This is a genomic window from Roseovarius sp. MS2, from assembly GCF_051447875.1.
Lineage (GTDB): Bacteria > Pseudomonadota > Alphaproteobacteria > Rhodobacterales > Rhodobacteraceae > Roseovarius > Roseovarius mucosus_A.
Genome location: NZ_JBKHVF010000001.1, coordinates 395,670 through 417,212 on the forward strand (window position 1 = coordinate 395,670; position 21,543 = coordinate 417,212).

The 21,543-nt window shown below is 61.6% G+C and carries 21 protein-coding genes; 11 read left to right on the forward strand and 10 right to left on the reverse strand.

Annotated features, from left to right (window positions below; translation table 11 throughout):
* Positions 1-29 precede the first annotated feature (29 nt).
* Genes ACLGGT_RS02090 through ACLGGT_RS02100 form a run of 3 tightly spaced genes read right to left on the reverse strand, consistent with a single transcriptional unit; the run spans position 30 to position 2,598 of the window.
* Positions 30-692, reverse strand: a complete 663-nt coding sequence (locus tag ACLGGT_RS02090) for an NnrU family protein (RefSeq protein WP_437194930.1) — start codon at positions 690-692, stop codon at positions 30-32.
* The gene (locus tag ACLGGT_RS02095; protein WP_437194931.1) at positions 692-1,906 is read right to left on the reverse strand and encodes an NnrS family protein; all 1,215 of its coding nucleotides are present in this window, start codon (positions 1,904-1,906) and stop codon (positions 692-694) included. Before ACLGGT_RS02095 ends, ACLGGT_RS02090 begins: the two co-directional genes overlap by 1 nt.
* Positions 1,903-2,598 carry a 5-formyltetrahydrofolate cyclo-ligase gene (locus ACLGGT_RS02100; protein WP_375553071.1) on the reverse strand — a complete coding sequence of 232 codons (696 nt, stop codon included), beginning with the start codon at positions 2,596-2,598 and terminating at the stop codon, positions 1,903-1,905. Before ACLGGT_RS02100 ends, ACLGGT_RS02095 begins: the two co-directional genes overlap by 4 nt.
* A gap of 116 nt (positions 2,599-2,714) precedes the next feature.
* Here ACLGGT_RS02100 and ACLGGT_RS02105 point away from each other — a divergent pair, with 116 nt between their 5' ends.
* On the forward strand, positions 2,715-3,161 hold the full coding sequence (locus ACLGGT_RS02105; RefSeq protein WP_081506758.1) for an RrF2 family transcriptional regulator: 447 nt from the start codon (positions 2,715-2,717) through the stop codon (positions 3,159-3,161).
* Positions 3,162-3,182: 21 nt separating this feature from the next.
* On the opposite strand, the gene ACLGGT_RS02110 is transcribed toward ACLGGT_RS02105, so the two are convergent.
* Complete coding sequence (locus ACLGGT_RS02110) at positions 3,183-3,923, reverse strand: methyltransferase domain-containing protein (protein ID WP_008280729.1); 741 nt, start codon at positions 3,921-3,923, stop codon at positions 3,183-3,185.
* 63 nt (positions 3,924-3,986) lie between these two features.
* On the opposite strand from ACLGGT_RS02110, the gene gloB reads away from it, so the two are divergent.
* The 3 genes from gloB to ACLGGT_RS02125 all read left to right on the forward strand — a co-directional run bounded on the left by gloB (position 3,987) and on the right by ACLGGT_RS02125 (position 8,219).
* A complete protein-coding gene (gene gloB / locus ACLGGT_RS02115; RefSeq protein ID WP_437194932.1) occupies positions 3,987-4,754 on the forward strand; it encodes a hydroxyacylglutathione hydrolase in 768 nt (255 codons plus the stop codon).
* Positions 4,755-4,908: 154 nt separating this feature from the next.
* A complete protein-coding gene (gene clpA, locus ACLGGT_RS02120; protein WP_037297487.1) occupies positions 4,909-7,245 on the forward strand; it encodes an ATP-dependent Clp protease ATP-binding subunit ClpA in 2,337 nt (778 codons plus the stop codon).
* Positions 7,242-8,219, forward strand: a complete 978-nt coding sequence (locus tag ACLGGT_RS02125) for a M23 family metallopeptidase (protein ID WP_437194933.1) — start codon at positions 7,242-7,244, stop codon at positions 8,217-8,219. Before clpA ends, ACLGGT_RS02125 begins: the two co-directional genes overlap by 4 nt.
* Before the next feature lie 8 nt (positions 8,220-8,227).
* Here ACLGGT_RS02125 and ACLGGT_RS02130 read toward each other — a convergent pair whose 3' ends face one another.
* The 3 genes from ACLGGT_RS02130 to ACLGGT_RS02140 form a co-directional block, all read right to left on the reverse strand.
* Complete coding sequence (locus ACLGGT_RS02130; protein WP_437194934.1) at positions 8,228-9,988, reverse strand: peptidoglycan -binding protein; 1,761 nt, start codon at positions 9,986-9,988, stop codon at positions 8,228-8,230.
* A gap of 2 nt (positions 9,989-9,990) precedes the next feature.
* A complete protein-coding gene (locus ACLGGT_RS02135) occupies positions 9,991-11,223 on the reverse strand; it encodes a hypothetical protein (RefSeq protein ID WP_008280734.1) in 1,233 nt (410 codons plus the stop codon).
* Between the two features lie 67 nt (positions 11,224-11,290).
* Positions 11,291-11,815: a gamma-glutamylcyclotransferase gene (locus tag ACLGGT_RS02140; RefSeq protein WP_437194935.1), complete on the reverse strand. Its 525-nt coding sequence runs from the start codon at positions 11,813-11,815 to the stop codon at positions 11,291-11,293.
* Between the two features lie 72 nt (positions 11,816-11,887).
* Between ACLGGT_RS02140 and ACLGGT_RS02145 the strand changes: the two genes are divergently transcribed.
* Complete coding sequence (locus ACLGGT_RS02145; protein WP_437194936.1) at positions 11,888-12,889, forward strand: DUF2125 domain-containing protein; 1,002 nt, start codon at positions 11,888-11,890, stop codon at positions 12,887-12,889.
* A gap of 2 nt (positions 12,890-12,891) precedes the next feature.
* Here the strand turns inward: ACLGGT_RS02145 and ACLGGT_RS02150 are convergent, their stop codons facing one another.
* From ACLGGT_RS02150 to cobU, 3 genes are read right to left on the reverse strand one after another with little or no spacing between them, the layout of a single operon-like run.
* On the reverse strand, positions 12,892-13,770 hold the full coding sequence (locus tag ACLGGT_RS02150; protein ID WP_437194937.1) for a glutathione S-transferase: 879 nt from the start codon (positions 13,768-13,770) through the stop codon (positions 12,892-12,894).
* A gap of 58 nt (positions 13,771-13,828) precedes the next feature.
* Entirely contained in the window at positions 13,829-14,401 is a 573-nt protein-coding gene (locus ACLGGT_RS02155; RefSeq protein WP_219435096.1) for a histidine phosphatase family protein, read from the reverse strand.
* Positions 14,398-14,931 carry a bifunctional adenosylcobinamide kinase/adenosylcobinamide-phosphate guanylyltransferase gene (gene cobU, locus ACLGGT_RS02160; RefSeq protein ID WP_437197386.1) on the reverse strand — a complete coding sequence of 178 codons (534 nt, stop codon included), beginning with the start codon at positions 14,929-14,931 and terminating at the stop codon, positions 14,398-14,400. The genes ACLGGT_RS02155 and cobU overlap by 4 nt, the downstream gene beginning before the upstream one ends.
* 142 nt (positions 14,932-15,073) lie before the next feature.
* Here cobU and ACLGGT_RS02165 point away from each other — a divergent pair, with 142 nt between their 5' ends.
* The 6 genes from ACLGGT_RS02165 to ACLGGT_RS02190 all read left to right on the forward strand — a co-directional run bounded on the left by ACLGGT_RS02165 (position 15,074) and on the right by ACLGGT_RS02190 (position 21,487).
* Positions 15,074-15,907 (forward strand): RNA polymerase factor sigma-32, encoded by an 834-nt coding sequence (locus ACLGGT_RS02165; protein ID WP_008280740.1) that lies wholly within the window; start codon positions 15,074-15,076, stop codon positions 15,905-15,907.
* Positions 15,904-16,674 carry a ChaN family lipoprotein gene (locus tag ACLGGT_RS02170; protein WP_437194938.1) on the forward strand — a complete coding sequence of 257 codons (771 nt, stop codon included), beginning with the start codon at positions 15,904-15,906 and terminating at the stop codon, positions 16,672-16,674. Before ACLGGT_RS02165 ends, ACLGGT_RS02170 begins: the two co-directional genes overlap by 4 nt.
* Positions 16,675-16,741: 67 nt before the next feature.
* Complete coding sequence (coaBC, locus tag ACLGGT_RS02175) at positions 16,742-17,935, forward strand: bifunctional phosphopantothenoylcysteine decarboxylase/phosphopantothenate--cysteine ligase CoaBC (protein WP_437194939.1); 1,194 nt, start codon at positions 16,742-16,744, stop codon at positions 17,933-17,935.
* Between the two features lie 36 nt (positions 17,936-17,971).
* On the forward strand, positions 17,972-18,427 hold the full coding sequence (gene dut, locus ACLGGT_RS02180; protein WP_008280743.1) for a dUTP diphosphatase: 456 nt from the start codon (positions 17,972-17,974) through the stop codon (positions 18,425-18,427).
* Positions 18,427-19,497 carry a HesA/MoeB/ThiF family protein gene (locus tag ACLGGT_RS02185; RefSeq protein WP_437194940.1) on the forward strand — a complete coding sequence of 357 codons (1,071 nt, stop codon included), beginning with the start codon at positions 18,427-18,429 and terminating at the stop codon, positions 19,495-19,497. The genes dut and ACLGGT_RS02185 overlap by 1 nt, the downstream gene beginning before the upstream one ends.
* Complete coding sequence (locus ACLGGT_RS02190) at positions 19,475-21,487, forward strand: M3 family metallopeptidase (RefSeq protein ID WP_437194941.1); 2,013 nt, start codon at positions 19,475-19,477, stop codon at positions 21,485-21,487. Before ACLGGT_RS02185 ends, ACLGGT_RS02190 begins: the two co-directional genes overlap by 23 nt.
* Positions 21,488-21,543 lie beyond the last annotated feature (56 nt).

Sequence of the window (21,543 nt, forward strand, 5' to 3'; positions counted from 1 at the left end):
CAAACGCCGCCAAGGCCGCATTGCGGCCCTTACCCCAGCGGCGAGACGCCAAAGAAATGCGGATGCGCCACCAAAAGCGCGGCGTATAGAAACAGGCCCAAGATGCCCCGCATCAGCGCCGCGCCCCCGCTCTGCGGTGCCATTCCCGCCCGCCGCCGGGCATGGTCCAGCCGCAGCCATTCTGCCCCCATGATCCGCCGCTTGCGCCGGTCGATCAGCACCGCCCCCAAGATGGCAAAGCCCGCGAAACTGCCAAACAGGATCACATGCGCCAGATCCCCATTGGCAAGCAAATGCCCCAAGGCCCAAAGCGCCAGCGCCACCAGCATCGGATGCCGCGTCACCCGCACGAGCCCCGGCCGCTCGGGATCGAACCGCGCGTTGTTCGCCCCGCCAAAGGAAAACGGATTGGGCCTGCCAATGGCCAGCGCCAGAATTATGCAGACCGCCAGCATCACGCCCAGCGTCACGTAACCTTGCCACGGCGCCCAATCCCAGAGCGGCAAAAACGGCGCGCGCCCCGCCGCACCAATGACCCATGCCAAGACGCCCAGTGACAAAAGCGAATAGCCAAGGGTGAATCCCCTCGGCCCCAACCGCTCCACCAGCCATGCCTTGACCTTGGGGCGCACCGGCACCGAATGGCTCAGGAAAAACCCGCCAAACGCCGCGATGAATTCCGCCCAGCCCATCACGCCGCCGGGATCGTCTTTGCCGGTTTCTGTCGCAGCATCAGCGGCCCGTACAGCACCGCAAACCCGCCAAAGGCCCCGATCCACGCGGCACCCGACAGCGCATGCAACATACCCGCCTCCGCAGGCAAAACCCCCGCCGCCAGTCGTGCCAGCACAGATACCACCAGCGCGAGGTAAATCGCCACCGTGCCGCCCCCTGCCGTCAATGGCCGACCCGTATGGCCCAGTGTCGCCCGCGTCATCACCGCCAGCGTCATCAGCCCTGCCGCCCCGGCCATCCACAGGTGTTGCACCGCAGCCATGCCGAATATGCCCGAACTCAGCCCCTCAAGCCCAATGGCCAACGCCCCCAGCGGCACAAAGGCATAGGCCAGATGCAAAACCCAAACCAACGGCTCTGCCCCGGTGCGATCCCCTGCCCAGCGCGCCAGACGCATCGCGTGGCATGCACCGGCCACCACCAGCGCCCCGCCCGTGGCCAATCCATCAGGCCGGGCGATCCACATCCCCAGCGCCCCCAACAGCAGCAAGAGCGCCAGCTTGTCGAACCGCTGCATCGGCGGCACAGGCAGCCGCCCAGGCCCCCGCCGCGCCAGCCAGTTGCGCGTAAACGACGGAATGATCCGCCCGCCAATGACCGGGATCATCATCACCACCGCCGCCAGCCCCACCCGCAGCCCATAGCCCTGCGCGGCATAATCGCCCCGCGCCGCCTCCCAATGAAACAGGCCATTGCCCAGCGCAAAGACCGCCAGCATCACCAGCACAATCAGATTGCGCCAGTTCTTGCCCGCCACGATCTCGCGCAGCATGACCGCGCCCAGAACAACCGGCATCGCCAGATCCATCAGCGCCACCGCCATAGGTGGCACCCCGGCAGACACTAGGACCGCCACGCGCCCCAACAGCCACAGCGCCGCCAAACTCGCCAGCGGCCAGCCGACAATGGGCAAACGCCCCGTCCAATTCGGCACCGCCGTCAGCATGAATCCGGCAATCACCGCCGCCAGATAGCCAAATAGAAACTCATGCGCATGCCAACTCACCGGGTCAAAGCCTGTCGGCAGGCTCAGCGCGCCCGTCAGCATCAGCACCCAAAGCGCCATGATCCCCGCCGCCCAAAGGCCCGCCCCTAGGAAAAAGGGCCGAAACCCGAAACTCAGGACCGCAGGCCCGCGCCAGCTCCGCATTTGTTCCGCCGTGCTCGTCATCTCTTGTTCCTTTCGGCCCCAAGGCCCGTGTCCGTCACGACCATGTCGAGCGGAATGTCATGCGGCTGCGGATAGATGGTCTCGATCTGCGCCGAGCTCAGCGCAATGCCGATGCTCACCGGGCGTGGGTCAAGCGCCGCCAGCGTGCGATCGAAATAGCCGCCGCCATAGCCCAGCCGGTAACACCCCGTCGTCCAGCCAATCATCGGCGCAAGGGTGATCTCGGGCGTCACCTGCTCCGCCTCGGGCGGCGGCACTGGGATATTCCAATCGCCCCGCACCATCTTGGTCTCTGGCGTCCAGCGACGAAAGACAAGCGGCGCGGCCTTGACCTCGACGATGGGCAACGCAATCCGCACCCCGCTTGAATGCCACTCCGCCATCAGATCACGCAGATCCGGCTCGCCTTTGATGGGCCAGTAGCAGGACAGAACCTTGCCCCGCGCCCCGTTGAACCTCTCTTGCACCACCGTGCGCAGATGATCCGCCAAGCTTCGCCCAACCTCTTGCCGCGCCGTAACACTCAAGGCACCGCGCAAGCGCCTGAGACGCTGACGCTCGGCCTTGCGCCACCGCGCGACATCGCGCGCCTGCGCCGGATCGGTGACAAGAGGGTCGAAATAGGCTGGGTCCACCTCCCCCGCCATACAGGGTGGTGAGGCATATGTGCCCGGCTTCGAGGTATCGGACATAACGCGGTCCTTTCCGTGGTTCGGGACGGGCACGCGGCACCAATCCCGCTTTGCATTCTCGTCTAGCCCTGCTAATAGGTATTGTAAATACCGATTAAAGCGGAACCCTAGCGACCATGCGCCTCACCTCCTTTACCGATTTTGGCCTGCGGATGCTCATGCGGATGGCCAGCGCCCCCGACCGCGCCTTTTCCAGTGCCGAGTTGGCAGCCGAGTTTGACCTCTCGCGCCACCACCTCGCCAAGATCATGCAACGGCTGTCACAGGCTGGCCTGATCGACACAAAGCGTGGCGGCGGCGGCGGTGCGATCCTCGCCCGCCCCCCATCAGAGATTCGTTTGGGGGATGTGATCCGCCACCTCGAATCCGGTCAGGCACTTGTGGTCTGCTTTGGGGCAGATGCGGGAGAATGTTCCCTCGACGGGCGCTGCCGACTCAAGGCGCGTTTGAAGGCGGCAGAGCGCGCCTTTCTCGACGATCTCGATCGCAGCACATTAGCCGACATCGCACTCGACCAGCGGCCACCGATTGCGGATGTCGCGACCTTACATAATCGACCCTGATTCCTTAAGGTCTGTAAGGTCTTAGACCGGCTTGGCCTCTGGCTGCGGGTTCAGCACCGACAGCGGTTTGCGCACTTTGTCCCGCAACCCCGGACCGCTTGGGGCCTGCACCCGTTTTGTGGCCTCAACCATCAGCACCCCGCCCGAGACAACGACCGATAGCTTGCCCCCCATCCGCTCCCACATGCCCGCCGTCTTGCGCCAGAACGGGCGCTCTGACGGTGGCTGATAAAGAGCCGTCGCATGGCGCTCGGGCAAAAAGTTCTGCGATTTCAATTGGCTTTCCAGCTGCGTCTGGCTGTAGGGCCGTCCAAAACCAAACGGCGTGCGATCCGATCGCGACCACAGACCAGCCCGGTTCGGCACAATAAACAGCGCCGACCCTCCCGGACCCAAGACCCGCCAGCACTCCTCCAGCACCGCGCCGGGCTGCTCCGAAGTCTCCAGCCCATGCACAACCAAGAGCTTGTCGACATGCCCCGTTTCCACAGGCCAAAACGTCTCTTCACAAAGCACCGAGATGTTCGGCATCCCCTGCGGCCATCCGATAACCCCTTGAGGTGCGGGCATTAATCCAATCACCCGACGCGCATCGGCAAGATAGGGGCGCAGAAACGGCACAGCGAATCCATAGCCCACCACGGTCTGGCCTTGTGCCTCGGGCCAGAACTCCGCAACCTGCGCGCGCAAGGTTTTCTGCACCGCGCGCCCCAATGTGCTGCGGTAGTAAAAATTTCGCAGGTCTTGAACGTCCAGATGCATTGCAGCCCGGCCAAAGATCAGTCACTCTCGACCCTAACACTAACCGGCAATCGGGAAAATACCATGGTTTTGCAAATCCTTACTGTTCCCTGCCTAGCCGACAACTATGCCTATCTCGCGCATGATCCGGCCACGGGGGTGACCGCGGTGATCGACGTGCCAGAGGCCGAACCGATCCTGCAAGCCCTTGATAAAAAAGGTTGGTCCGCCTCTTTGGTGCTGCTTACCCACCACCACGCCGACCATGTTCAGGGCCTCGATGCGGTGCGCGCGCGGCATTCCGTATCGGTGATCGGTGCCGCCGCTGACGCACACCGCCTGCCCCCCCTTGATCATCGCGTCACCGAAGGTGACCTGATCAAGATCGGATCGGAAGAGGGGCGCGTCCTCGATGTCTCTGGCCACACGCTCGGACATATCGCGTTTCACTTCCCCACAAGCGCCATGGTCTTCACCGCCGACAGCCTGATGGCCATGGGCTGCGGGCGCGTATTCGAAGGCACAATGCCGCAAATGTTTGAAAGCCTTGGGAAACTTGCCAATCTCCCGCCTGAGACGCTGGTTTGTTCCGGTCACGAATACACGCAAAGCAACGCGAAATTCGCACTGACCGTTGACCCCGACAACCCCGCCCTTATATCAAGGGTCAAAGAGATCAGCGCCGCCCGCGCCGCAGGTCGGCCCACTGTCCCCTCAACCCTGGCCGAGGAATTGGCCACTAACCCGTTTCTGCGCGCTGAAAACGCGAGCGTGCAGGCACATTTGGGCATGTCCGGTCGCGCTCCGGTTGATGTCTTTGCCGAAATCCGCGCCCGCAAGGACCGTTTCTAAGCGGGGCGTGATGAAAACAACGCTGGTCACACGAAATGTGAGCCAGTTTGATGAAATAATCCTTGAAGACTGGCCACTATCGACCAAACTTTAAGATTATGAGGCCAAGGTTAGTGGGCAGCCCGCCCCGGCCAAGATCAGAAGGAGCACGACCGTGCCTTCATTCTCGAACACGCTCGAACAGGCAATCCATGCGGCATTGGCTCTTGCCAATGCACGTCAGCACGAATTCGCGACACTCGAGCACCTTCTGCTCGCCCTTGTCGACGAACCCGACGCCGCCCGCGTCTTGAAGGCGTGTAGCGTCAATACAGAGGAATTGCGCACCACTCTGGTGGAATTCATCGATGATGACCTCGCCAATCTGGTGACTGACATCGAAGGGTCAGAGGCGGTGCCAACAGCGGCATTCCAGCGCGTGATCCAGCGCGCGGCAATCCATGTCCAATCTTCGGGCCGCACCGAAGTGACCGGGGCCAACGTGCTCGTCGCGATCTTTGCAGAGCGCGAGTCGAACGCCGCCTATTTCCTGCAAGAACAGGATATGACGCGGTATGATGCGGTGAATTTCATCGCCCATGGCGTGGCCAAGGACCCGGCCTATGGCGAATCTCGCCCCGTTACCGGCGCTTCCAGCCAAGAGGGTGATGGGGCTGCCAAATCGACAGAAACCGATGCGGTCGAGGCGGGCGACTCGGCGCTTGCGAAATACTGTGTCGACCTCAACGAAAAGGCCCGCAAGGGTGACATCGACCCACTGATCGGCCGCGATGCGGAGGTTGAGCGCTGCATTCAGGTGCTCTGCCGCCGCCGCAAGAACAACCCGCTTTTGGTGGGTGACCCCGGCGTAGGCAAAACCGCCATCGCCGAAGGCTTGGCGCATAAGATCGTGCAGGGGGAAACCCCGCGCGTCCTGTCGCGCACCACGATCTATTCGCTTGATATGGGTGCCCTGCTCGCGGGTACACGTTATCGGGGCGATTTCGAAGAGCGCCTCAAGGCGGTCGTGACCGAGCTTGAAAAACACCCCGATGCGGTTCTGTTTATCGACGAGATTCACACAGTGATCGGGGCTGGTGCCACCTCGGGTGGGGCGATGGATGCCTCAAACCTCCTGAAGCCTGCCTTGCAGGGCGGCAAACTGCGTTGCATGGGCTCAACCACCTACAAGGAGTTCCGCCAGCATTTCGAAAAGGATCGCGCGCTTGCCCGCCGGTTCCAGAAAATCGACGTGGCAGAACCGACGGTTGAGGATGCGGTCAAGATCCTTAAAGGTCTCAAACCGTATTTCGAGGATCACCACAGTGTGAAATACACCAATGAGGCGATCCGCTCTGCGGTCGACCTCTCGGCGCGCTACATCAATGATCGCAAACTGCCTGACAAGGCCATCGACGTGATTGACGAGGCTGGAGCCGCCCAGCATTTGCTGGCAGCTTCCAAGCGGCGCAAGAGTATCGGGGTCAAGGAAATCGAAGAGGTGGTGGCCAAGATCGCCCGTATTCCACCGAAAAACGTATCCAAGAACGATGCCGAAGTTCTCAAGGACCTTGAAGGCACGCTCAAGCGTGTGGTTTTTGGCCAGGACGCAGCTATCGAGGCACTCAGCTCTGCGATCAAACTGGCACGTGCTGGCCTGCGCGAGCCGGAAAAACCGATTGGCAACTACTTGTTTGCCGGCCCAACTGGCGTTGGCAAGACCGAGGTGGCCAAGCAATTGGCCGATACTCTGGGCGTGGAACTCTTGCGGTTCGACATGTCGGAATACATGGAGAAACACGCGGTTTCGCGCCTGATAGGGGCACCTCCGGGCTATGTCGGCTTTGATCAAGGCGGCCTGCTGACCGACGGCGTCGATCAACATCCGCATTGCGTTCTCTTGCTCGACGAGATCGAAAAGGCGCATCCCGATGTCTTCAACATCCTGTTGCAGGTGATGGACCACGGCACGCTGACCGATCACAATGGCCGCAAGGTGGACTTCCGCAATGTGGTTCTGATCATGACCTCAAACGCAGGGGCTGCCGAACAGGCGAAATCCGCCATCGGCTTTGGCCGTGACCGGCGCGAGGGCGAGGATACTGCCGCCATCGAGCGGACGTTTACGCCCGAATTCCGCAATCGCCTGGATGCTGTTATCTCGTTCGGCGCACTGCCGAAGTCGGTGATCCTCAAGGTGGTCGAGAAATTCGTGTTGCAGCTTGAGGCCCAGTTGATGGATCGCGATGTGACCATCGAACTGACACAGGCGGCGGCGGAATGGCTGGCGGACAAAGGGTATGACGACAAGATGGGCGCACGCCCCTTGGCCCGTGTCATTCAGGAGCACATCAAGAAGCCGCTGGCCGAGGAGCTACTGTTTGGCAAGCTTCTCAAGGGCGGTGTGGTGACCGTTGGGGTCAAAGACAACAAGATCGACCTCGTGGTCGAAGGCCCTGTGACGCGCCGCCTTACCGGCAAGAAAAAGCCACCCTTGCTGACAGCCGAATGACGGCTAGGCTTGGAACGGCACTTGCGATCCTGACACTGGCGGTGGCCCTTCCGGCCACCGCCCAACCACCCAAGTTGAGCCTGCCGCTAGACTGCGACATCGGGCGAACGTGCTATATTGAAGATTACGTTGATACCGATCCGGGACCCGGACAACGTGACTACACCTGTGGCATAAAAAGCCGGGATGATCATCGCGGCATTGATTTCATGCTTTTATCCTTCGACGACATGGAGGCAGGCGTCAATGTTCTTGCGGCCGCCTCGGGCACCGTTGCCGCCACGCGCGACGGCATGGCCGACACCGCTGTCACAGCCGAAACCCGCGATGCCATCCGAGGGCAGGAATGCGGCAATGCGGTGCGCGTTGATCATGGCGACGGCTGGCAAACGCTCTATTGCCACATGAAACAAGGCTCTCTCAGCGTTCGTCAAGGCGACATGGTAAAGGCAGGAGATGTGCTGGGTCAGGTGGGTCTTAGCGGGTTAACCAATGCCCCCCATGTGCATTTGGGTGTCTTGCGGGACGGGCAGATTGTCGATCCCTTTGCGCCCGACGCGCGTGATACTTGCGGTGCGCCCCTCGATCAGAGCCTGTGGGAAATCGCTCTGCCCTATGATCCCGCCGGGCTGTTCACCGCCGGCTTCTCGACCGCTGTACCAGAGTTTGAGGCGGTGCGCTCTGGCGCTGCGCGTGCCAGCACCGCGCAACCTGATCAGCCAATAGTCCTTTATGGCCATGTCTTTTATGCGCAACCGGGCGACCTTTTAACTCTGACCGCAGAGGGACCGCAGGGCGAGATTTTCACCCACGAGATCACGCTCGACGCCCCGCAAGCCCAACTCTTTCGTGCCTTTGGGCGCAAGGCGCCGGAGGGCGGATGGGAGCCGGGCGATTATCGTGGCTATGTGCGCCTGACGCGCGGCGAGGCGATTCTTGCAGTCCGGCACGCCGATATCACCATCGCACCCTAACGCGCAGGTTATCGGGTTGTCAGCTTCAACTCGATGCGCCGGTTTTGTGCCCGAGCGGCGGGCGTATCCTCTGGATTGACCGGCTGAAACTCGCCATAGCCATTGGCCGAGAGCCGCCCTGCCGGAAAACCAAGAGCCCCCGTAAGGTAGCGTACAACCGAAAGCGCGCGCGCTTGGCTCAGCGCCCAGTTATCGGCAAACCGCGCGCCCTCGATGATCGGCACATTATCCGTATGCCCATCGACCTGAAGCACCCAGTCGATCCCCTCGGGAATATCGCCAATCACATTGCGCAGGATGCCTGCAACCTTGGCAATCTCGCTTTGCCCTGCGGCTGACAAATCCGCCTCACCCGGAGCAAAGAGCACCTCGGACGAGAACACGAACCGGTCGCCTACGATTTGAACGCCCTGCTGCTGACCCAACACATCACGCAGGCGGCCAAAGAATTCCGAGCGGTATTTTTCCAGATCCTCTTTCTCGGCTTCCAGAAGACGTGCGCGCTCTTCTTCCGCGATCCGCCGCCGCCGCTCTTCGGCGGCCACACGGGCAAGGGCGGTGTTCAACTCATTGCCAAGCGACTGCAACTGCACTTCGGTCTCCGCCTCACGGGCCTTGGATTCGTCCAACAGCGCCTGAAGACCTGAAAGTTGTTGGCGCAGGGCGGCCACCTGCTGATTGAGCAAAGCCTGCTGCTTTTGTGCCTCGGTGGCCTGCGCCGCCTCTTCGGATAGCTTCGAGCGCGCCTCGGCCAATAGCGAAGCGCGTGTTTCGGCCTCAGTCATCTGCGTGGCAGCGGCAGCTTCGGCAGCGCGTTGCGCGGCAAGGGCGGCTACCAATTGATCCCGCACAGCCTGCGCCTCTTGCGCGCTTTGCGCCGCCACATCGCGGGTCTCGTCCAACTCGCCACGCAGCCGCGCGATATCCGCCTCTTGTTCTGCGGCACCCTGCTCCGCATCCAAGAGCGCCTGTGCCAATTGGCTGTTCAAATCCGCCCGCGCCGTTTCCGCCGCCGCAAGTAGCGTCAGCGTTTCCTCGGCGCGCTTGCGTTGTTCTTCCAGTGCCAGCGTCATCGCGGTCAGTTCCGCATCCGCCTCTGTTAAACGCGCACGCAGAGCTTCGGCTGCAGCGGCCTCAGCCAGACGCGCCTGTTCTTCGGCGCTTAATCTCTGTTCAAGAACAGCCTGCGTCTGAGCCGCATCGGCGTTGCGCTGCCGCAGGCCCGCCGCGAGCGCCTCAAGCGCCTCACGCCGGGCGGCAGCTAGGCGCGCGGCCTCTGCCTGAGCATCCACCTCGTCGCGCAAGCCCGCAAGGGCCAGTTGCAACTGCTCTTGCTCGCTCAGCAACTCTGCGCGCGCGGTCTCAAGATCGGAGATACGCCCCTGTGCAGTCTCGCGTTCCGCCAAAAGGCCCGCGACCTGTTCCTCAAAGCTGGCAATGCGCCCCTGCGCCACTCGCAGCGCTTCGGCCTGTGCAGCCTCTCGGGTGCGGGCGTCGTCAAGCGTTGCGGTCAAGGTGCCAACCCGGCTTTCCAACCCCGCGCTGCGATCCTGTTCCAGTCCAAGCGCCAGCGACAGCGCTGCCACCTCCGCCGAGAGCGCATCAAGTTTTGTCGCTTGGCCGCTGATTTCCTCGCGCAGAACGAATTGCACCATCATGAAGATCGTGAGCACAAACATCAGCACCAGCAAGAGGCCAGTCATGGCATCGACAAAACCTGGCCAAATCGACGATTGCAACCGCGCGCCACTGCGCCGCGAGAGGGCCATGCTCAGCCCTCCTCAGCCTGATCCGGATCGGAGCGTGGCACGACCGGGCGTGTCGGACGCGGCGTAGTCGCCGGGCGCGCCTGCCCCAGAACCCGCGTCAGGGCCGCCAGATCGGTGCGCAATTCGGTCATGGTTTCCTGTCGTCCGGCGCTGATTTCTTCAAGAATACGCAGCATCTGCACATCGATTGACCGAAGTCGCATCCGGCTTTCCGCATCAATCCCCTCATGTGGGGTCGTTTCGCGCGCCTCAAGTGTGGCAATCAATCGTTCCTGCCCCTCAGCCAGACGCAAAAGTGCCAATTGCACGGGGTTCTGATCGCTCATCCGATGGGTCAGACGCTCGATGGAATCCGCCAAAACCCCAAGTTTCTGATCGACCATCGCGCGGCTCATGTCTGACTGACTGAGCATGGATTGCAGCGCATCCATCTGCTCGGCCATGTGATCGAGCAGATGCGTCACAGCGCCACCGCCCCCGTCACCACCCTCGCCGTCACTACTGGCAAAACCCACCCGCGTGATCGTGGACATCCATTCCTCAAGCTCGCGGTAGAACCGATTTTGCCCGTGCCCGGCAAATAGCTCCAGCAACCCCACCACCAGCGATCCAGCAAGCCCCAGAAGCGACGAGGAAAAGGCCACACCCATGCCACCCAATTGCGCCTCAAGACCGCTCATCAAGCGATTGAAAACGGCAATGCCTTCTTCTCCCTCTTGCGGGGCAAGGCTGCGGATCGTGTCGACAACAGCAGGCACCGTTGTAGCCAAGCCATAAAACGTGCCCAAAAGCCCAAGGAAAATCAAAAGGCTGACGATGTAGCGGGTGATCTCGCGCGCCTCGTCGATCCGTTGCGCGACCGAGTCTAGGATCGAGCGCGCCGAGGTAGAGGCAATCTGCATCCGCTTGCCACGCGAGCGCAACAATGTGGCCAAGGGCGCCAGCATCGAGGGCGGCTGCGTCATCTCATGCCCGGGCAGTTGCGCGGCAAAGCCATCGATCCAGCGGGCAGAACCGATCAGTTGTAGCACCTGCCAAAAGGTGGCGATCACCCCCAGCACGAAGACAAAGAAAATGAACCCGTTGAGCCAGAGATTGGCCTCGAACACCGGCAGCACTCTGGGAAGCGCCAAAAAAGCACCAAGAGCGGTTAGCCCGAGCACCACCAGCATCAAGAATATCTGGCGGTAGGGATATGAAAACTGCGGCTCGACCTCACGGTCCGGCTGGTCCATCTGGACGCTCCCGACACTTGGATTTCTTGGCCCAACCCTACGCGGCTTGAACGCCTAAGCCAAGGATTTATCCACAGATATGGCGTACCCGCCGCACCAGCCAGTCTAGCTCTTTGTCATGGATGCCCAACTGGCGCAAATGATCGGCAGTGTTGAAGAGATATTCGGTATTGGGGCCGCGCCCCCCCACCGCGCGGGCGATGATGCCCGCCTGCTCCTCAAGATCAAGGCCGCCGCAATACTGGACGTGATCAGGGTCGATCACATAGGTCACAGCCTCGACCCGGCGCCCATCGGTTAGATCAATCTCTAGCATCCGCTCCAGATAGGCGGAGGAAATCAGCTCGCGTTCGCGCAAATAGGCCAGCACGTCTTCGGCCTCTGCTGGATCAGCCCGGAGCGCGACCCCCTGACAGAGCGCGCCGGGGCTGGCATCGAGCGCCAGCACTAGACCGGGCAGGTCATCGGTTCCACGATGGTGAATGCTGCGCATACAAAAGCTGCGATGATAATCGGGCAGACGGGCAATCACGCGCTCTACCGCGTCAAAGCCGGGGTTCCACACCAACGATCCGTATCCGAAAACCCACATCGCCTTTGCCTCTGTTCCTTGCGCCCTACCCCCTATAAACAGCTCTTGATAGGCATGAAAGGGGCGCGCATCATGAGATTTCTGCTTGCCGTGATCGTGATCGCCGCATCGGGCTGGTCCGGTTATTGGTTTATCGGGCAAAGCGGGTTGAACCGTGGGTTTGCCGCTTGGTTCGAAGCCCGGCGCGCCGACGGTTGGGTTGCCGAAGCCTCGGACATTGCGGTGCAGGGATTTCCAAACCGCTTTGACACGGGCTTCACGGACCTTGTGCTCGCCGATCCCGAGACGGGGCTGGCTTGGGAGGCGGAGTTCTTTCAGATCCTGGCGCTCAGCTATCAGCCGAATCATCTCATCGCTGTTTGGCCAGATCAGCAGTTGATCGCCACACCACAGGAGAAGTTCTTGGTCGAGAGCGAGGATATGCGCGCCAGCCTGCGGATTGCGCCCGACACGCGTTTGGCCCCGGAACGCGCCACGCTGACGGCGGAATTCCTGCAAATCACCCCCGAGGCCCGGCCAGACGAGGCGACCGCTCTGACCAGTCTGACATTGGCTGCCGAACGCCAACAAGAGACAGAGTACCGTCTGGGCCTATCGGCCGAAGGTCTGACGCTCGCCGCACCCTGGCAGGCGCGACTTGATCCGCAAGGCCGCCTGCCCCGCCAGATTTCCGGGCTGCATGCGGATTTGACGGTGCGTTTTGACCGGGTCTGGGACCGCAGCGCGGTTGAGGATGCCCGGCCACAGCCGACCGAGATCAAATTAAAGCTGGCGGATGCCAAATGGGGACAGTTGCATCTGCAGGCGGCAGGTGAGGTGACAGTAACGCCCGAAGGCTGGCCAGAGGGCGAGATCACGCTCAAGGCGCGCAACTGGCGCGACATGCTGCGCATCGCCGCTGAAACCGGTGCGGTGCCTGAGAGCATGCTGGGGACACTGGAAAACGGATTTTCCCTTATGGCGCAAATGTCGGGCAATCCCGAAACGCTGGATGTACCGCTGACGTTTCGCAACGGTCGTATCCAGCTTGGCCCTATCCCGATAGGCCCTGCGCCAGTTCTGCGACTGAGATAGGATCAAACGCCGTCGCGCAGAGCAACAAACGCGGGCCAAGCATCCGGGTCCGCCACGGTCTTATCCCGGCAAAAGGGATTGCAAAAGCCAAAGATCCGGCCTTCGCTTTCCATGAGGTCGGTCACCGGATCGCCGGAATAAGGGCAAGCCATGTTCTCAGGCGTGCCCTCGGCCACAGCGCGTGCCGGTCGCGGCACCGGCCCGGGCCAAGGCACTGTGGCATAGGGTTTGGCATAGCGGGCAAGCGTCGCACCGCGCACCAGCCCCATCGCCCGCCAACGGCGGAACGCGGGGTCGGCCAGATGAGCGGCGACATAGGCACGGGCCTCCTCGGACACCGAAAGGCCGTAGCCCGCAATCCGTGCCGCCACTGGGGCAAAGAACGCATCTGCCGCACTATAATCACCACAAAGCCAAGGGCCGGTCGGCGCGCAGGTGGCGCGGGCGTGCTGCCATAGGGTTTCGATCCGCGCCAGATCAGCCAGCACCGCCGCCGAAGGTGTCACGCCGGAATAGGCAGTGCGCAGGTTCATCGGGCAATCGCCGCGCAGCGCGCCAAAGCCCGCGTGCATTTCGGCTACAAGCGTTCGCGCCGTGGCGCGGGCACGCGCATCCTTGGGCCATATCCCCGCCTCGGGATGGCGGCTGGCCAGTTCCTCGGCCATGGCGAAACTGTCTGACACTGCCACACCTTCGGGTGTGACCAACACGGGCACTGTGCGCGCCGGGGCCAGATCCGCCAATTGCTGCGCCACGCTTGCTTTGGCATCAAAATCGAGCAAGCGCACGCGATACGGCACTCCAAAGCGCGCCAGCAAGAGCCAGCCGCGCAGGGACCAAGAGGAATAGGCGTAATCGCCAAGGATGAGATCATAGGTCATGGCGCGATGCTATCTCTGGCTGTGGCTGGTTCCTAGCGCGATTTTGTGCGTCTCGACATCACGGATGATGATTGATCACCTGTGCGCGCCAGCCCCCATTAAGCCAGTGCAATTCCGTCACTGAAAGGTTGTCGATCCGATGCCCAAATGCTTCATAGGCCGTGACGCCAAGCGCCGCTTGGACTTGGGTCAGGATTGCGCCCATATGAGCCACGGCTACTATGTCGCGCCCCGGATAGGCCATGCGCAGCCGCTCCGCGGCCCGAGACACGCGCGCCGATACCTCATGCCAGCTTTCGCCTCCGGGCGCGCGGATATCGCCCGGTTGCTCCCAGAAGGCGCGCAAAAGGGGTTGGTCGGGCACCGTGTCAAAGGCCTGTAACTCCCAGGCACCAAAGTGGATTTCGCGCAGGTCAGCATCATCGGGCAGCCTTTCACGCCCACCTGAAATGGCGTCAGCGGTTGTGCGCGCACGGCTCAGGTCCGACGAAATCACTATGGCATTGCTGGGCAAATGCGAAGCCACCCGTGCCAGCCGCGCCGCATCGCTCAAATCTGCAGGGATATCCGACCAACCTACCATGGATTTGGCATGGGTGGGGCCGTGGCGCACCCAGAAAAAGCGGCTCAAGGCAGCGTGCCCTTGAGCACCTGCGGCAGGCCCGCAATAACATGCACCACCAGTTCAGACCGCGCCGCCAAAACCTGATTGACCCGCCCCTGCGCGTCGCGGAATCGGCGGGCAAGCGCGTTATCCGGCACGACCGACAGGCCCACCTCGTTCGAGACCATAACAACCGGCGCAGCACAGGCATCCAGCGCCGCGAGAAGCGCCGATTGAGCCGCCTCAAGATCATGTTCCGCCAAGAGGTGATTGCTGAGCCACATCGTGATACAATCAAGCAACACGATATCGTCCGCCGCCGCCTGTTGAAGCGCGGGCGCCAGATCAAGTGGCGCCTCGATCGTGCGCCAATCCGGGCCGCGCGTCACCCGATGACGCACCAACTTGGCCTGCATTTCATCGTCAAAGGCCTGTGCCGTCGCAAGATAAACGCGGTTACGGCCCGTGCCGGTGACAAGCGCCTCGGCAAAGCCCGACTTGCCCGAAGCGGCCCCACCTAGAACAAGGCTCAGTCGTGGATGGTTCGACACGCGCACTCCTTTTTTTAATCCGGTCACGCCTGCGCTGCGTAGCACTTTGCGACAAGAGGAAAAAGGGCGCAACGAAGTCACGCCGCCGATAGGGGGAAATCCGATGCCACTCGACGCACCGCAGCAAAGGTCCATGTCTCGCACCGCCATGAAAGCGGAAATGCTGGATGCCGAAACCGAATTGGCGCTCGCCTACGCCTGGCGCGATCAGCGCGACGAAGAGGCTTTGCATCGCCTCATCAACGCCTACATGCGGCTCGCGATTTCCATGGCGTCGAAATTCCGCCGCTACGGTGCGCCGATGAATGACCTCATCCAAGAGGCTGGCCTCGGCTTGATGAAGGCTGCTGACAAATTTGACCCTGATCGCGGCGTACGCTTTTCGACCTATGCGGTCTGGTGGATCAAGGCCAGCATTCAGGACTATGTGATGCGCAATTGGTCGATGGTGCGCACCGGGTCAACCTCATCGCAAAAGTCGTTGTTTTTCAATATGCGCCGGGTGCAAGCGCGGCTGGAACGTGAGGCGCTTGCCAATGGGGAGCAGCTTGACGGCTATCAATTGCGCGAAATGATTGCCCATGAGGTGGGTGTTCCGCTGCGCGATGTTGAGATGATGGAAGGTCGGCTCTCGGGGTCTGATTTTTCATTGAACGCAACGCAATCGTCAGAGGATGAAGGTCGCCAGTGGATCGACACGCTTGAGGATGACGGCGCGCGCGGTGATGAGATCGTGGAACGCGACCACGACATGCATGCCCTGCGCACATGGTTGGCCGATGCGCTGTCTCGGTTAAACGACCGCGAACGCTTTATCGTGCGCGAACGCAAGCTGCGCGATGATCCGCGCACCCTTGAAAGCCTTGGTGAGGAATTGAACCTTAGCAAAGAGCGCGTGCGACAGCTTGAGGCAGCAGCCTTCCAGAAAATGCGCAAACATCTTGAAAAGCATGGGGGCGAGGTGCAAAACCTGCTCGCATGATCCTGCGCGCGCTTGCCCTCTTTACTGGCCTCTTGATAGCCGGACCCGCCCTATCGCAGGATGTGGTGATCTTGGGCGAGGTGCATGACAACCCCGCGCATCATGCCGAACAGGCAGCGCGGGTGCTTGAATTGCAACCCAAGGCGATCGTGTTCGAGATGCTGACCGAGGAGCAGGCATCAAAGGTGACACCCGAGCTGCGCGGGGATCAAGCAAAATTGGCCGAAGCCCTTGCATGGGATGAAAGCGGCTGGCCCGATTTTGCCATGTATTACCCCATCTTCAGCGCCGCACCAGAGGCGCAGATCTATGGCGCGCAGGTCCCTCGTGAGGCCGCAAGATCGGCGCTGTCAACAGGGCCTGCCGCCTCTTTTGGCCCAGAGGCCGCACGCTACGGCCTTGACCGCGACCTGCCCCCAGAGGAACAGACCGCGCGGGAAACACTCCAGATGGAGGCGCATTGCAACGCCCTGCCCCCAGAGATGCTGCCCGGTATGGTTGCTATCCAACGCCTGCGCGATGCGGTTTTAGCCCGTACAACGATAGAGGCGCTCGAGGCAACCGGCGGTCCAGTGGCGGTGATCACGGGCAATGGCCACGCCCGCCGCGATTGGGGCGTGCCTGCCTATCTGACCAAGGTCGCGCCCGATCTCGACATCTGGGTTTTGGGCCAGACCGAAGATGACAGCCCCCTTGACGGTGGGTTTGACATGGTTACAAGCGCGCCTGCGGTAGAGCGGCCCGATCCCTGCGCGGCCTTTCAGTGATCTGCCGCACCCTTGCGCGGCCCCTGCCCCGGCCCTAGTGTCAGGGCACATGTCACAGGGAACCCCCATGCTCGGCTCGAAACGCATTCTTTTGATCATCGGCGGCGGTATCGCGGCCTACAAGACGCTTGACCTCATCCGGCGTCTGCGCGAACGCGGGGCCATGGTAACGCCGGTGCTGACGCGCGCCGGGGCGGAATTCGTGACACCTTTGTCAGTCTCGGCCTTGGCTGAGCGCAAAGTCTTGTCAGACCTGTTCGACCTCACCGATGAGGCAGAGATGGGCCATATCCAACTTAGCCGCTCTGCCGATCTGATCGTGGTGGCCCCGGCCACCGCTGACCTCATGGCCAAAATGGCAACGGGGCGGGCGGATGACCTTGCCTCGACGGTTCTACTCGCCACGGATACGCCCGTGCTGATTGCCCCTGCAATGAACGTGCGGATGTGGCAACACCCTGCCACAGAGCGCAATATCGCCACGCTCAAAAGGGATGGCATTGCCTTTGTTGGCCCCAATGCGGGCGATATGGCCTGCGGTGAGCACGGTCCGGGCCGCATGGCCGAAGTGCCGGAAATCCTGAGCGCTATCGAAACAGCGCTTGGCAACGGCCCCTTGCGCGGACGCCGCGTGCTTGTAACCTCCGGCCCCACGCATGAGCCCATCGACCCGGTGCGTTATATCGCCAACCGCTCGTCAGGGGCGCAGGGCACGGCAATTGCCGGCGCGTTGGCCGCGCTCGGGGCGCAGGTGATCTTTGTCACTGGCCCAAGCACGGTGCCGCCACCCGATGGGGTAACAGTGATCCGCGTCGAGACAGCGCAAGAGATGCTCGCGGCGGTTGAACAGGCCCTGCCGGTCGAGGCCGCTATTTGTGCCGCTGCTGTCGCGGATTGGCGCGTGACCAGTGCCAGCGAGAGCAAAATCAAGAAAACCAAGAGCGGTCTGCCGGTGCTGGAATTTGCCGAGAACCCCGACATTCTGGCGACGCTCAGTCAAAGAACGGAAAGCAGACCACGGCTGGTTGTAGGCTTTGCCGCGGAAACCGATGACGTCATCGACAACGCCACCGCCAAACGGGTGCGCAAAGGCTGTGATTGGATCGTCGCCAATGATGTGCGCCCCTCTACGGGCATCATGGGCGGCACCGAGAATGCCGTGACGCTGATCACCGCAGACGGGGCCGAGGAATGGCCGCGCATGGGAAAGCATCAGGTGGCAGAGTTGCTGGCTGCTCGGATTGCAACGGTGCTGACCTGAAATCATGCGTATTTTCAAAACGATGAAGAGGGGCCCATGCTGACCGTCGCGGTTCAATGGGAGGAGGGCGCCGACCGGGCCCTTGGCCTGCCCACCTATGAAACCGCCGGCGCGGCGGGGGCCGATCTGCGCGCGAATTTCCCGGATCGCGGGGCAGTTACCCTTGCGCCCGGCGCGCGGGTGCTGGTGCCCACAGGGCTGCGACTGGCCATTCCAACGGGGTATGAGGTGCAGCTGCGGCCCCGCTCTGGCCTTGCCCTGAAACACGGGATCACACTCCCCAATAGCCCCGGCACCATCGACAGCGATTATCGCGGGCCGTTGGGCGTGATTGTACTGAATGCCGGAACAGAAACCTTTGAAATCACACATGGAATGCGGATCGCTCAGATGGTGGTGGCCCCTGTTCTGCAGGCGCGGTTTGACCTGGTCGAAACGCTGGAGCCGACCGCGCGCGGCGCGGGTGGGTTCGGCTCGACGGGGGTTGAGTGATGCTGCTGGTGGGGGTCATGGCGGCGGTGCTCTGGGGCATCGGTGCTGCATTGGGAACACCGCGGCGGCTTCGGTGGGGGATGATCGCAGGGCTATGGGCGGGGGTCGTTCTGGCGCATTTCGTACTGCCTGCTGGCCACCCGCTACGCATGGCCACGGGAGAGAGCCCGGCGCTCTGGCTGATGATCGGCGGGGCGGTGGCAATCGGGCTGGTGTACCGCCAAGGATTGCGGCGCTTGCGCGCCCGCTCAGTGCGGGGCGAAACACCAAGAGACACAGCTAAGCCCTTGTTTTCAGAGACAGAGCTTGGACGCTATGCGCGTCACATCGTGCTCAGGGAAATTGGTGGGCCGGGGCAAAAATCGCTCAAACAGGCCCGCGTTCTGGTGATTGGCGCGGGCGGTCTTGGCTCTCCGGCGCTGCTCTATCTGGCGGCGGCGGGTGTGGGCACCATTGGGGTCATCGACGATGACACGGTAGACAATTCCAACCTGCAGCGGCAGGTGATCCACCGCGATGCAGACATTGGCCTACCCAAAGTGCAATCGGCCATGGCGGCGATGCAGGCGCAAAATCCGCATGTCGTGGTGCGCCCATATCAGCGGCGGCTAACGCCCGAGATTGCCGCAGACCTCTTTGCGGACTATGATCTGATCCTTGACGGAACTGACAATTTCACCACGCGCTACCTCGCCAATGCAGCTGCGGTCAAGACATCTAAGCCACTGATTTCCGGTGCTTTGTCGCAATGGGAAGGACAGTTGAGCGTGTTCGATCCGGCCAATGGCACCCCCTGCTATCAATGCATTTTCCCAGAGGCCCCCGCCCCCGGTCTTGCGCCCTCTTGTTCTGAGGCGGGCGTATTGGGGCCCCTGCCCGGCGTAGTCGGCGCGATGATGGCAGCAGAGGCTATCAAGGTGATCACCGGCGCGGGGCAGGCGCTGTGCGGCGAGATGCTGATCTATGACGCGCTTTATGGCGAAAGCCGCAAGATCGGGCTAAGCCGCCGAGAAAATTGCCCCATATGTGGGGGAAGAGGAGAGAAGAATGACCAACATGTTGCTGGCTGATTGGAATACGACGTTTGATCTCGCCCCGTTCGATGCGATTTCAGACGCGGATTTTGCGCCCGCGTTCGACACCGCCCTCGCCCAAGCGCGCACCGAGGTGATGGCCATCGCGGAAAACTCGGCCCCTCCCAGCTTTGCCAATACGATTGAGGCGCTAGAAGCGTCAGGAAAGGGATTGGACCGCGTGCTGTCGATGTTTTACACATTGGCGGGCGCGGACAGCAATCCCAAGCGGCAGGAATTGCAGCGCGAATTTGCCCCAAAGCTCGCAGCTTATTCGTCGGAACTCTATGGAAACAAAGCGCTTTTTGCGCGGATTGAGAGCCTTTGGGCGGCGCGGGATACGCTCGATCTGACACCGGAAGAAGCGCGTTTGCTGATGCTGACCCACCGGGGATTTCGCCGCTCTGGCGCGGCATTGACCGGGGATGAAGAAGCCCGGATGCGCCAAATCATGGCGCGGCTGGCGGAATTGGGAACGGCCTTCACGCAGAACCTTCTGGCGGATGAGGCCGGGTGGCATATGGAATTGGCAGAGGCAGATCTGGAGGGATTGCCCGACTTTCTGGTCGATGCCGCCCGTTCGGCGGGGCGTGAAAAGGGGTTAGAGCAGCCGGTGATCACCTTGTCACGGTCGTTGATCGTGCCGTTCCTGCAATTTTCGCCGCGCCGCGACTTGCGGAAAAAGGCATATGAATCATGGGTTTCGCGTGGTGCCATGGGCGGTGAGACCGACAATCGCGAGGTGGCCGCCGAGATTTTGCGCCTGCGCGCAGAGCGGGCCGCGTTGTTGGGCTATGAAAGCTTTGCCGCCTACAAGCTGGAAACCGAGATGGCCAAGACGCCGGAGGCGGTGCGCGACCTCTTGATGGCGGTTTGGGAACCGGCCAAGGCGCAGGCGGAACGAGACGCGGCGCGGCTTACGGAAATGATGCAAGCCGATGGAATCAATGGAGAATTAGAGCCGTGGGATTGGCGTTACTATGCCGAGAAACGGCGGCAGGCCGAGCATGATCTGGAGGAGGCGGCGCTCAAACCCTATCTGTCGCTGGAGGGGATGATCGCGGCGGCGTTTGGCTGTGCCAATCGGCTATTCGGGTTGGAGTTTCGCGCGCTGGATGTGGCCCTCTACCACCCCGATTGCCGGGCTTGGGAGGTGACGCGCAATGGGAACCATGTAGCTGTTTTCATTGGAGATTACTTTGCGCGCGTGTCCAAGAGATCGGGCGCTTGGTGTTCTGCGATGCGCGGTCAGGCGAAGCGGCCAGCGGTTCAGGGCCCGGTGGTGATCAATGTGTGCAACTTCGCAAAGGGTGATCCGGCGCTTTTGAGTTATGACGATGCGCGCACGCTCTTTCACGAGTTTGGGCATGCGCTGCACCAGATGCTGTCAGATGTAAATTATGAAAGCATTTCAGGGACTTCCGTGGCTCGGGACTTTGTTGAACTGCCCTCACAGCTCTATGAGCATTGGCTGGAAGTGCCCGAGGTGCTGGAGCGCTATGCGACGCATGTGACGACGGGCGAGGCTATGCCTCGGGAATTGTTGGAGAAATTGCTGAAGGCGGCGAATTTTGATCAAGGGTTTCAGACGGTGGAATATGTCGCCTCTGCCCTTGTCGATCTGGCCTTTCATGAGGGCGAAGCGCCCGCCGACATTATGACCAAGCAATTGGAAATATTGGATAATCTTGGAATGCCAAGGGCCATAACCATGCGCCACGCCAGCCCGCATTTCGCGCATGTGTTCTCTGGGGATGGCTATTCCAGCGGCTATTACAGCTATATGTGGTCCGAGGTGATGGATGCGGATGCCTTTGCCAGTTTCGAGGAAGCGGGCGGGGCATTTGATGTGGAGCGGGCCAAGGCCTTGGAATCGCACATTCTTTCGCGCGGCGGGTCAGAAGATGCGGAAACGCTCTATCTAAAATTCCGCGGGCGTATGCCGGGGGTGGCGGCGCTGCTCAAAGGACGCGGGCTTGCGGCGTGAGCGGTGTAAGCTCTGTAAGGTTTGACAGGTGATTATGTAAGGTCAAAGCGGGGATT